The sequence below is a fragment of the Sabulicella glaciei genome (assembly GCF_026183895.1).
GTDB lineage: Bacteria > Pseudomonadota > Alphaproteobacteria > Acetobacterales > Acetobacteraceae > Roseococcus > Roseococcus glaciei.
In genome coordinates this window covers 1-10,135 of record NZ_JAPFQI010000043.1, presented here as the reverse complement: position 1 = coordinate 10,135, position 10,135 = coordinate 1, and the positions used below count along the sequence as shown (strand labels likewise).

The following is a 10,135-nucleotide window of genomic DNA, read 5'->3' as shown; positions in this document are numbered from 1 at the left end:
GAGATTCTCGTTGGCGAGGGCTAGGGCATCACGCCGCGCGTTTGCCAATAGTCTGGCACAGAGCCGAAGCCGATCTTCCGACAAGGAGGGGTGCAAATCCCAGGGCTTCGTCTTGGAGGACGGGGCAGGGGAGGGAGCAGCCATTCCTTCTTGTAACCCGGAGGAAGGAACGAGGTCACGCGCCATTCAACAGCGTTGAGCCGAGGCATTCATCGGGCCTCAGGGGGACACAATGGCGCAGCTGCTGCTGTCTGACGTGGGCGAGGAGACGATCCGGCGCCTCGAGAAACGGGCCGCCGTCCACGGACGCTCGGCCGAGGAGGAGCACCGCGCGATCCTCGAACGCGCTTTGGCGCCAGCGTCGGAGCCACCGGCGGCCGTGGCTCGACAGCTTCAGAAGACGACCGTGAACGGCGGCCCGGAGGATGCGGCCTTGAGCAGCCGGATGGATGGCTGGATCCCTGTCCCGCCGAATGGCCACGTGAGGCTTTGCTGATCGACTGGAATGCGGCGCCGGCTCTGCTGTGAAGATCAGGGCCTCCGGCCTCAATCAGGGATCAGGTCCACCCGATAATCGCTCGCCAACCGGACAATCCAGTCGCGGCCCTGGCCGCGGTCGAGCCTCCAGGTGGCGCGCCGCACGAGGCCGCGCGATCGGAAGCGCGGTCCGAAGAGCAGCACGGCCGGCTGTTCGCGGCGACCCTGTTCGCCTTCCTGGATCCACCGGCCTTAGTCTATGAGGGCTCCATCTTCGGCTCAGTGGCGCCGCGATGGCGAGCAGGCGCCGCGCCACCCGACCATCGCCCTCCATCTTCGCCAGACGATGCATTTTGGCAGGCGGCACGTCCTCCCGGATCATCCATCCCCGCATGGTTCGCTTCAGGAGCCGTGCCCGCCGATGAATCACGACTTCTCGCTTCGCATCAACCGAAAGAGTCAGTCCTCCGTGTGCGGGGTATGAGTGATTCATCCGCGCCACGGGCGACGGCGCCAAAGCTCGCGCAGTGTCGTCTCGGCTCCATCGCCATCCCGCGATACGCCGCGCTGACGAGAGGGCGCAGCGGCAGGCCGGTCCGCTCGACCTCTCGCAGGAAGTCTGGGTCAGCCAGCGCCGAAGCAAAGGCCGCCTCCAGCCGCTCGGTAACGGGCCCGGGCAGGCCCGGCAGCCCGACAAAGCCGCGCGAGGCACCCACCGCGGGGGTGGTACGGGCATTGGGGTGGATCTGGTGCATGGCTCACCTCCGTCCCAGGACGGCGCGCGGCAGACGCTCAAACCGGCGCCGGTACTCCATGATCGCCAAGCCTACCGGATCCCAACAATGATCCGCAACCAGACAGCTAGCTGATGAGGGTGTCATTAACCTGGCACGCCAGCCGATCTCAAAGCGGCGATGTATCGGACCCGAATCTCCTTGTCCCGGAGAGGAGGGATAACATCCTCCAGGCTGCGCTCCTGTGAAGTTATGCTCTGCATGGTGGCAGCAGCTTCCTGCGCCTCCGCCTCCCGACCAGACAGCACGAGTGCTCCAACCAAAATACGGTGCCCCGAAGCCCAATTTGGCGCTCGCTGTACCGAGCGATCGGCCCAGTGGAGAGCCGCCTCGAAATCGCCAGCGACGAGATAGGCCATTGCGATGCCGGAAAGCATGAAGGCAATCTCAGGATCGTGCGGGCTGAGGCGCATAGCGCGCTCAAAAAGCGGAATCGCAACCTCGGGCTGGCACGCATAGACATACACCCAGGCGCAGCTCAGTAAGACTTGGGCGGAACCGCTGTTCCGCCTGAGGGCTCTCTCGGCCGCCCTGACCCCCGCCGCATAGTCATGGCCGAGATGGGCGATTGCGAGGGCCGCCAACCGGAGGACACTGGGATCATCTTGGTCAAGGCCAAGGAGTTCCCTTGCCCAGGCTGCTCCTTCTTCCCACTCGTCGGGCCCGGACCAGCCCTGTGTCTTGCGGACCACGCGGTAAGCAACACTGTTGGCTTTGGCCAGTGCGAAATTCGGGTCGAGTGCGATCGCCTGGCAGAACAAGGAAAGGGCAGCGTCGCTGTCTTCGCGCATCATTCGGTAGGCCCGGCTGAGACCGCGCAGGTAGAGGTCATAGGCGTCGAGGTTCTCGGTCGGCTTGGTGGCGGAGCGCCCGATCTCGGCGGCCTGAAGGCTCGGCTCCACCGCGCCTGCCACAGCTTCGGCCACTCGGTCCTGGAGCGCGAAGATGTCCTCCAAAGTGTCTTCGAAGCGCTCTGCCCAAACGTGGTGGCCCGTCTCGGTCTCGATCAACTGCACGGTGATGCGGACCCGGCCACCGGCTTTGCGAACAGTGCCTTCCAAAGCGTAGCCCACACCGAGTTCCCGGCCGATCTGGCGCACATCCACCGGGCGCCCCTTGTAGGTGAAGGCAGAGTTCCGGGCGATGACGAAGAACCAGCGCACCCGGCTCAGTGCGGTGGTCAACTCCTCCGTCATGCCGTCAGCAAAGTACTCCTGCTCGGGGTCACCACTCAGATTGGCGAAGGGCAGAACGACGAGCGACGGACGGTCTACCGGTGGAAGCGGGTGAGCCGGCGCTTCGCCCGGGGCTTGGCGACCAAGGGGCGGGATTTCCTCTGAGGCCTTGGCCTGCTCGGGGGCAGCTTGCTCTTGGATAACCTTGGCCTCGAGCAGATAGCCCCGCTTTGGCAGTGTGCGAAGAAGCCTTCCATCGTCTTGGAGGGCCCGACGGATCTCCGCGATGCAGCCCGTCACGCTGTCATCCGCCACGAACAGGCCGGGCCACACCGCCGCGAGCAGCTCTTCGCGCGTCACCAGCCGCCCCGAATTCGCGACCATGTGCCGCAACACATCGAAGGATTTCGGGCGCAAGGCGATCTCTCCACCGGAGCCGTCGAGCAGGGCCGCGCGGCTCAAGTCGAGGGTGAAGCCCGCAAAGCGGAAGCTGGCGGGGCTCTTCGTCTCACCCATGACCGGATCTCCCGGACATCTTCCGGCAAGCCTAGGCGCAGGTGAGAAGGGGATGCAGCAAAATTCCACCTCGCCGTCATCAGAGTTGCAGCGCGTTTCCAGGATTTGGATGGGGCTCCGGCGCAATCCTCTCCTCACCGACGCCGAGCAGATCGAGGAAGCACCAGGACATTCCAGGTGCACCGGTCAGCGTCGCAAGGAGGATGAAATGTCCAAGATTCTCAAAGGACTCGCTCGCAGCGCGGCCATTGCGTTCCTTCTCGGCACTGGTACGGCTCAGGCACAGTCCTGCCCGTGCATGAGCCGCGGCGCCGAGGATTCGAGCATCGACTACGGCACCGAGCGGCCCAACAACATCGTCGGCGGCGGTTCCCTGGTCGCTCGCTTCGAGGAGGCCAATCACACCTTCACCTACTTCGAGCCGCAGTACGAGCAGGCGGCGCAAGGTGGCATGGTGTCCCACGTGTTCACCTCGGGTGATGGCCGGGCGGAGGTGGTGTGGGTGCCTGCGGGCACGCGGCCGAGCACCATGGTCACGCTGGGCGGCGACGGCAGCCTGCCTCAGCAGCGCGGCCGCCAGCAGCGCCTCGCCAGCCGGTGAACAAAAGAAGCCGGGTCCGGGCTGCCGCCAAGCGAGCCCGGACCCTTGCTTCCCGAAGTGCTTCGTCAGGGCATCACGCCGAGCTGGCTTTCAAGCCAGCGCCCGAACTCTCCTCGGCCGTGGAGACACCTACGCCGCGTCGAGCAACCACGCCCGGCGGAACACGGTCTCGAGGACATCGGCGGGGAGGGTGAGTTCGCTTTCGCCTTCCGGCCAGAAGTCCGGGGAGGTGAGATGGGCAAGCAGATCCCAAAGCGGCCGGAAGGCCACGCTGCGCCGCACGACCGCGACGAGTGAGGGGCCGGGGGCCATGAAGCGAACGAGGCGATCATTCACGGTCACTTCGATGAGGTCGTCGCAAGCAATAATCACAACGCTAGGCGCAAACGAGGCGCGGTCCTGCACGGTTCGATATTCCTTTGAAGACGCGAACACCTCACCAGGAGAGCGCGCTGCCAAGCAAGATTTCCCGCCATATCTCTGGCCGGACCTGAGGGACTTGATCGACAGCAAGGAGGCCGCGAATGGCTGACGTGCGCTGGCCGCGGCTCGGATTGTCGCGCTACGCCACCTCGAAGCGCGGCACCTTGGGCCTGTCCTGAGCTTCGATCGTGTCGGCCAGATCGCGCAGCGCCTGGCCGATCGAGCGCATGGCGTGCGCCTTTGCTTCCAGGGCCCAGACGTGGCGCATCGCGCTCTTCCGCACTTCCTCGGGCGTTCGGTCGTCGATTTCCCAGAGCGCCAGTAGCTTCTTCACCTCGGGGAGGGGAGATTCAGTTCGCGTGCGTGCCGGATGAAGCGCAGGATCGAGATCGTCTTGTCGGTGTAGGTGCGAAAGTTGTTGGCCTTCCGATCCGAACTGATCAGGCCAATTGCCTCGTAATGGCGGATCATCTTCGCGGTCACGCCGCTGCGCTTCGCCGCCTCACTGATGTTCATCTACCTCACACTCCTGAGTCACATCTGCATTCCAGCTGAGGGTTGAGCCCTCATGCGGAGGAATGCATGTCTTTATCAGAAGGGGCAGGTATTCCCGAGGGCGCGGAGGGCGAGGGCAGTCGGCGCAGGCCAGCCATGGGGGAAACTGGCGGCCATGGGGGTTGCTTATCAGCCCATGGCAAATCCCTGGACCAAGAAGAACCCGCTCTTGAGCATGATGCTGAGCAGCGCCAATGCCTGGGCCGGGGCGGCGCGAGGCATCATGACCGCGCAGGCCAAGCGCCAGCTTTCGGCCGCAACAAAGGGCAGCAAGCCAGTAGCTACCAGAAAGCATCCAAAGAAGCGGGGCTGAGGGGGCAAGGCAGGGGATGTGCAATCTCTACAGCATGACCAGCAACCAACGGGCGCTGGTCGAGCTGATGCGGGTCAGCCAGGACCGCACCGGAAACCTACCGTCCCTGCCGGCCATCTACCCCGACTCAATGGCGCCTGTGATTCGAAAAACAGGCAGCGGCGATCGCGAAATGGCCATGCTGCGTTGGGGGATGCCCGGTCCGGCCCAGTTTGGCGGCCAGCCCGTGACCAACATCCGCAACACGGCCAGCCCGCACTGGCGCCGCTGGCTGGGCCCCGCCCATCGCTGCCTGGTGCCGGTCACCTCGTTTGCCGAGTGGGAGGACACCAAGCCCAAGAAGACGCCCGTGTGGTTCGCCCTGTCCGAGGACCGGCCGCCCTTCGCTTTCGCCGGCGTCTGGACGAACTGGAAGGGAGCGCGTGGCCCGAAGTCGAACCCCGTTGAGGGCGAGCATGAGCTATTCGGGTTCCTGACCTGCGATCCAAACAATGTCGTCGGCCCGATCCATCCCAAGGCCATGCCGGTGCTGCTCACGAAGCCCGAAGAGATGGAGGCCTGGCTGGAAGCGCCCTGGGCCGAAGCAAAAGCGCTGCAGCGGCCCCTGCCGGATGCCGAGATGATGATCGTCTCAAAGGGAAACCGAACGGATCCGGAGTGAGCCGCTTGCCGGGGGCGGCTCGTCGCAGCAGGGGGTTTCAAACGCGAGGTGCCCTCTGCCTTTCCGGGTCTTTGCGATTTCATGGGAGGCCTCGTAAGGGACCGTGATGCCGGACGACGTTCCCCCACCTGCCTCTGAACCCGAGCGTCCTGATGAGCGCATTGAGGCGCTCTTGTCATACGGGCCCGAGGAGTTCGAGGGCGACGCTCACCTTAATCGACTGGTTCGTGTTGCTGCCGCAATGATCGGCACGCCGATCGCGCTTGTGTCGCTGGTGGGAACGGACCGGCAGTGGTTCCCGGCGCGGATTGGGTTCGATGCAAAGCACGCACCCCGAGACCTGGCCTTCAGCGGCTTCGCCATCCAGGCCCCTGGGACGGCTCTCGTTGTGGAGGACGCAACCAAGGATCCGCGCTTCGCTCGAAACCCCTTCGTGACTGGCGAACCTGGCCTCCGCTTCTACGCCGGCGCGCCGATCGTCAGCCAAGAGGGCCACGCCCTCGGCGCGCTCTGTGTGGCCGACACGAAGCCTCGCTCCCTCACAGCCGAGCAAGCCGATGCCCTTCTCTGCCTGGCCGACGCCGCAGCCATGCGGCTGGAGTTGCGCCGCGCAAAGAGGGTGGCCCGCGGACGAGGCCGGACCCGTCCCGGCGGGCCTCATTGCCCGGACAAGGCATCGGCCCAGAAGGAACCCGGCGCCGCGCGGCAGGCCGGCATCGTCACCCTGTACGACGTCCTAGCTGTCGCTCATTCCTCGCCCACCGTGATCTGGGCGGCAGATGCCTCCGGCGCGCTCACCTTCATCAACCAGCACTGGCAGGAAACCACCGGGCAGCCAAACACCGAGGCCCTCGGCTTTGGCTGGCTCGAGATGGTGCATCCGGAGGACCGCGAGAGAGTAGCCGCCGAATACAGGAAGGCCAGCGCCGAGTGTCGGCCTTACCAGGCTGAGTATCGCCTGAAGCGCGCACAAGGCGGCTACGGCTGGGTGTTGGACACCGGTGCGCCCCGGCCTGCCGAAAGCGGCCGCTTCCTTGGCTATGTCGGCTCGGTGATCGACATCACGGAGCGGCGCGAGGCGGAGCTTGCTTTGGCCCGCAGCGAAGCCTTCGCCCGCAGCATCGTGGGAAGCACAGCCGACTGCGTCAAAGTGCTGGATCTACAAGGCCGGATCCTGTTCATGAATGAACCCGGCCTGTGCCTCATGGAGATGGACGACTTCGCCGCCGTCGAAGGCTCGGACTGGGCCAGCCTTTGGCAGGAAGGCGATGACCGTGCGATGGCCTGCCGGGCCATGTCGGAGGCCGCGCAGGGCCAGACCAGCCGCTTTCGCCTCCATTGTCCAACGGCGAAAGGCACCCCGAAATGGTGGGATGTCGTGGTCACGCCGATGCGCGGAGCGAACGGCGAGGTCGAGCGCCTGCTGTCGATCTCGCGGGATGTCACGGAGCAGCATCTCGCCGAAGCGCGTATCCACCAACTGGCCTATCAGGACGAACTCACCGGGCTGGGGAACCGCCGCTTCTTCAAGGAGAGGGCCGAACAGCGCCTGGCCGCGTGCCGCCCTGGCGAGAACTTCGCCCTTTATTGCCTCGATCTCGACCACTTCAAGCGCGTGAACGACACCTTCGGTCATCCAGCGGGCGATGTCCTGTTGCAGGAGGCCGCGCGGCGGCTCAAGTCCTGTCTGGCAGACGGAGATGTCGTCGCCCGCATGTCCGGCGACGAGTTCACCATCCTTCAGACGGGGCTCGACACGGCCGAGGATGCGGAAAGGCTCGCGCAGCGGGTGGTACGCAGCCTGGCTGAGCCCTTCTTGATCGGCGAGCGCTTGGTGACGGTCGGCGTCAGCGTGGGCGTCGCCCACGGTCCGCAAGATGGAAGCACTCTCGCGGATCTCTGGCGCAGGGCCGACATCGCCCTCTACCAGGCCAAAGCGGCCGGGCGAAACACGTTCCGCTTCTTCCAGCCCACCTTGGACGACGTGCTCAGGCGCGAGGAGGAGATGCGGGCGGGGCTCCGCTCTGCCCTAGAGAATGCGGAGTTCGAGCTTTTCTTTCAGCCCATCGTCTCGCTTGAAAGCGGCGACGTCGCGGTCTTCGAGACGCTGCTGCGGTGGCGCCATCCCCGGGAGGGGCTGATCTCGCCGGAAGAGTTCATCCCGCTCGCAGAGGAAACCGGCCTGATCGTACCGATCGGTGAATGGGTTTTGCGCAGCGCCTGCCGCGAAGCCCTCAAATGGCCCGAGCATGTGCGTCTCGCGGTCAATTTGTCGCCGCGCCAGCTCCAGTCTTCGGATCTGGTTGGAACGATCTCTTCAGTCCTACAGGACGCCGGCCTCCGCCCGGAACGGCTGGAGGTCGAGATCACCGAGACCGCTCTGCTGCAGGATGATGAGGCGAGCCTTGCTGTCCTTCACGCCATCCGGGCCTTGGGCGTTCGCATCTCGCTGGATGATTTCGGCACGGGGTTCTCGTCGCTAAGCCACGTGTTCCGCTATCCCTTCGACAAGCTGAAGATCGACCGCAGCTTCACCGCTGGCCTGCCCGATAAGATGGAGGCCCAGGCGCTCATCCGCGCGATCGCGTGCATGGGACGCGACCTCGGCATCGAGGTGGTGGCCGAGGGCGTGGAGACGGAGACTCAGGCCCGCTCCGTTCGCGCGCTTGGCTGCACCGCGGGACAGGGCTTCCTCTTCGGCCGACCTGTCGCCGCGGCGGACGTCCAGCTTGGAGGACGTGGTCGGGTTCAGGCCTCGTCTGGCCCCAAGCGTCTGTAGAAGCGCTGCAGAAGGGGATTGCCAAGGCCGCGGCCCGGGCTGGCGGCCTCGCTTGCATCGTCGTGCAGCCTGCCGATGGCTGGGATGAACGCCTCATTGGCCGGGCGGCCGTCATCGAAGCGGCCCACGAAGTGGTGCACGACCATGAGCCCGCGCCGCTGCGCCTCGGCCTCGAAGAGCGAGGTGAGAGCGGGGTGGAGGTCAGCCCACACCAAGAACGGGTCGGCTCCTTGCCCGCGACCGGTGCGGGCCAGAATCTTACTCAGCTCGGCCGCCGCATAGGCCGCGCGGTCAGCGGCATCATCCGGGCTTCGCACGGGGTAGTCCCATCGCAGAAGCCGTACCCGGGCCACGGCCGCCAGCGGCGCCAGCACCACTCCATGATTGGCCTCACCGGGGGAAACTTCTGTCCCGAAGAGCTTGAAGATCGCGGTTCCATTCCGCGCGGGCGGGGAGGCCTCTCCCCGAATGCCGCCAAATCCGCTCGCGATCAAAGCACCGGTTCCGCTGTCGTGCTGGGGCTGGATCCCACAATCCAGCAGCGCGGCTTCCAGGGGCGCCAGGAACCAGGGCCGCAAGGCCGGGCTCAGCCGTGCTGCCCGGAAACCAAGGCCTTTCAGTGCCCTCGCAATGGTCGCAGCGTCGTCTCGCACTTGCTGTGGAAGCGGTGCTTGCTGGCGGGCCAGTGCCCCAACCAGCGCGCGGCGCACCTAAGGAGGAAGAGGCTCCACCGCCTGACCTTTGGCCTGCAGAGCCTGAAGGGCGGGACTTCCAGCCTGCTCCAGACCGAGATTGACGATGCTGGCCGCCATGCGGGCCTCCGTCCTGACCCTGACCAAGTGCTCCGGTTGTCTGCGGGCAACAGGTCCCGGCCACCACTGAGGTGACACGGCGAAAGTGGTCCATGTTTGATGTTAGTTTTTCGGCGGATTTCCCCAGATTGGATGGAGAGATTGGCCATGAAGAAGCGATACTCGGTGGAGCAGATCGTGGCGGCGCTGAAGCAGGCCGAGTTGGGCCTGCCGGTGGCCGACCTGATCCGCCGGCTCGGCATTTCCGAGCAGACCTTCTATCGCTGGAAGAAGCAGTACGCTGGACTGGAGACCGACCAGGTCCGCGAGTTCAAGCAGCTCGCCGAAGAGAACGCCCGCCTGAAGAAGCTGGTGGCGGAGCTGAGCCTGGACAAAGCCGTGCTGCAGGACGTGCTGTCAAAAAAGTTTCCCGGCCCGCGCTCATGAAGGAGGTTGTGGCCTACGTGGCGAGCCGCCACGGCTACAGCGAGCGCCGGGCCTGTTCTCTGACGCGGCAGCATCGTTCGACGCAGCGCAAGCCAAGCACGAGGGACCCGCGTCTCGAGATCCGTCAGCGCATGCGCGAGATCGCGGCGACGCGGATCCGCTACGGCTACCGACGCATCCACATCATGCTCCGACGTGATGGCTGGGAGGTCGGCCGCAACCTCGTCTGGCGTCTATACCGCGAGGAGGGCCTGGCCCTGCGCAGCAAACGGCCGAGGCGACGCAAGATGTCGGTGCATCGGGAGGCTCGCTGCGTTCCCAGGCGGCCGAACGAGGCCTGGAGCCTGGACTTCATCCACGACCAGCTGAGCAACGGCGCGAAGTTCCGATCGCTGACGGTGGTCGACGTCTACAGCCGCGAAGGCTTGGCCATCGAGGTGGGTCAGCGGCTTCGGGGCGAGCATGTGGTCGAAGTGCTGAACCGCCTGGTGCGCCAGCGCGGTGCCCCGAAGTATATGTTTGCTGACAATGGGGCGGAGTTCACTGGTCAGCTGATCGACCTGTGGGCCTATCACCACGGCGTGCGGATCGACTTCTCGCGCC

Annotated in this window: 11 protein-coding genes and 1 pseudogene; 6 read left to right on the top strand and 6 right to left on the bottom strand. The window is 65.4% G+C overall.

Annotated features, from left to right (window positions below; all coding sequences use genetic code 11):
- The first annotated feature begins 232 nt into the window (after positions 1-232).
- Positions 233-496, top strand: coding sequence for a FitA-like ribbon-helix-helix domain-containing protein (locus OF850_RS23210; protein WP_301592772.1), 264 nt, complete (start codon positions 233-235; stop codon positions 494-496).
- Positions 497-923: 427 nt separating this feature from the next.
- On the opposite strand, the gene OF850_RS23205 is transcribed toward OF850_RS23210, so the two are convergent.
- Positions 924-1,232, bottom strand: coding sequence for a hypothetical protein (locus OF850_RS23205; RefSeq protein WP_301592770.1), 309 nt, complete (start codon positions 1,230-1,232; stop codon positions 924-926).
- A gap of 125 nt (positions 1,233-1,357) precedes the next feature.
- Complete coding sequence (locus OF850_RS23200; RefSeq protein ID WP_301592768.1) at positions 1,358-2,962, bottom strand: winged helix-turn-helix domain-containing tetratricopeptide repeat protein; 1,605 nt, start codon at positions 2,960-2,962, stop codon at positions 1,358-1,360.
- A gap of 52 nt (positions 2,963-3,014) precedes the next feature.
- Between OF850_RS23200 and OF850_RS23195 the strand changes: the two genes are divergently transcribed.
- Entirely contained in the window at positions 3,015-3,563 is a 549-nt protein-coding gene (locus OF850_RS23195) for a hypothetical protein (protein ID WP_301592767.1), read from the top strand.
- A gap of 129 nt (positions 3,564-3,692) precedes the next feature.
- On the opposite strand, the gene OF850_RS23190 is transcribed toward OF850_RS23195, so the two are convergent.
- The 3 genes from OF850_RS23190 to OF850_RS23180 form a co-directional block, all read right to left on the bottom strand.
- A complete protein-coding gene (locus tag OF850_RS23190; protein WP_301592765.1) occupies positions 3,693-3,968 on the bottom strand; it encodes a hypothetical protein in 276 nt (91 codons plus the stop codon).
- A 157-nt stretch (positions 3,969-4,125) separates the two neighbouring features.
- Positions 4,126-4,320, bottom strand: coding sequence for a MerR family transcriptional regulator (locus OF850_RS23185; RefSeq protein WP_301592764.1), 195 nt, complete (start codon positions 4,318-4,320; stop codon positions 4,126-4,128).
- Positions 4,317-4,502, bottom strand: a complete 186-nt coding sequence (locus tag OF850_RS23180) for a MerR family DNA-binding transcriptional regulator (protein ID WP_301592763.1) — start codon at positions 4,500-4,502, stop codon at positions 4,317-4,319. The genes OF850_RS23185 and OF850_RS23180 overlap by 4 nt, the downstream gene beginning before the upstream one ends.
- Positions 4,503-4,710: 208 nt before the next feature.
- Here OF850_RS23180 and OF850_RS23175 point away from each other — a divergent pair, with 208 nt between their 5' ends.
- The 3 genes from OF850_RS23175 to OF850_RS23165 all read left to right on the top strand — a co-directional run bounded on the left by OF850_RS23175 (position 4,711) and on the right by OF850_RS23165 (position 8,294).
- Entirely contained in the window at positions 4,711-4,854 is a 144-nt protein-coding gene (locus OF850_RS23175; protein ID WP_301592762.1) for a hypothetical protein, read from the top strand.
- 16 nt (positions 4,855-4,870) lie between these two features.
- Entirely contained in the window at positions 4,871-5,515 is a 645-nt protein-coding gene (locus OF850_RS23170) for an SOS response-associated peptidase (protein ID WP_301592760.1), read from the top strand.
- Between the two features lie 106 nt (positions 5,516-5,621).
- A complete protein-coding gene (locus tag OF850_RS23165) occupies positions 5,622-8,294 on the top strand; it encodes a bifunctional diguanylate cyclase/phosphodiesterase (protein ID WP_301592774.1) in 2,673 nt (890 codons plus the stop codon).
- Here OF850_RS23165 and OF850_RS23160 read toward each other — a convergent pair.
- Positions 8,264-9,004, bottom strand: a complete 741-nt coding sequence (locus tag OF850_RS23160; protein WP_301592758.1) for a hypothetical protein — start codon at positions 9,002-9,004, stop codon at positions 8,264-8,266. The two genes, OF850_RS23165 and OF850_RS23160, sit on opposite strands and share 31 nt — an antisense overlap.
- Before the next feature lie 249 nt (positions 9,005-9,253).
- Between OF850_RS23160 and OF850_RS23155 the strand changes: the two are divergent.
- Positions 9,254-10,135: pseudogene (locus OF850_RS23155) on the top strand (IS3 family transposase); the annotation flags it as partial.

Coding starts and splice junctions, on each gene's coding strand:
- OF850_RS23210 (WP_301592772.1), top strand. CDS start 233: ATGGCGCAGCTGCTGCTGTCTGACGTGGGCGAGGAGACGATCCGGCGC.
- OF850_RS23205 (WP_301592770.1), bottom strand. CDS start 1,232: ATGCACCAGATCCACCCCAATGCCCGTACCACCCCCGCGGTGGGTGCC.
- OF850_RS23200 (WP_301592768.1), bottom strand. CDS start 2,962: ATGGGTGAGACGAAGAGCCCCGCCAGCTTCCGCTTTGCGGGCTTCACC.
- OF850_RS23195 (WP_301592767.1), top strand. CDS start 3,015: ATGCAGCAAAATTCCACCTCGCCGTCATCAGAGTTGCAGCGCGTTTCC.
- OF850_RS23180 (WP_301592763.1), bottom strand. CDS start 4,502: ATGAACATCAGTGAGGCGGCGAAGCGCAGCGGCGTGACCGCGAAGATG.
- OF850_RS23170 (WP_301592760.1), top strand. CDS start 4,871: ATGTGCAATCTCTACAGCATGACCAGCAACCAACGGGCGCTGGTCGAG.
- OF850_RS23165 (WP_301592774.1), top strand. CDS start 5,622: ATGCCGGACGACGTTCCCCCACCTGCCTCTGAACCCGAGCGTCCTGAT.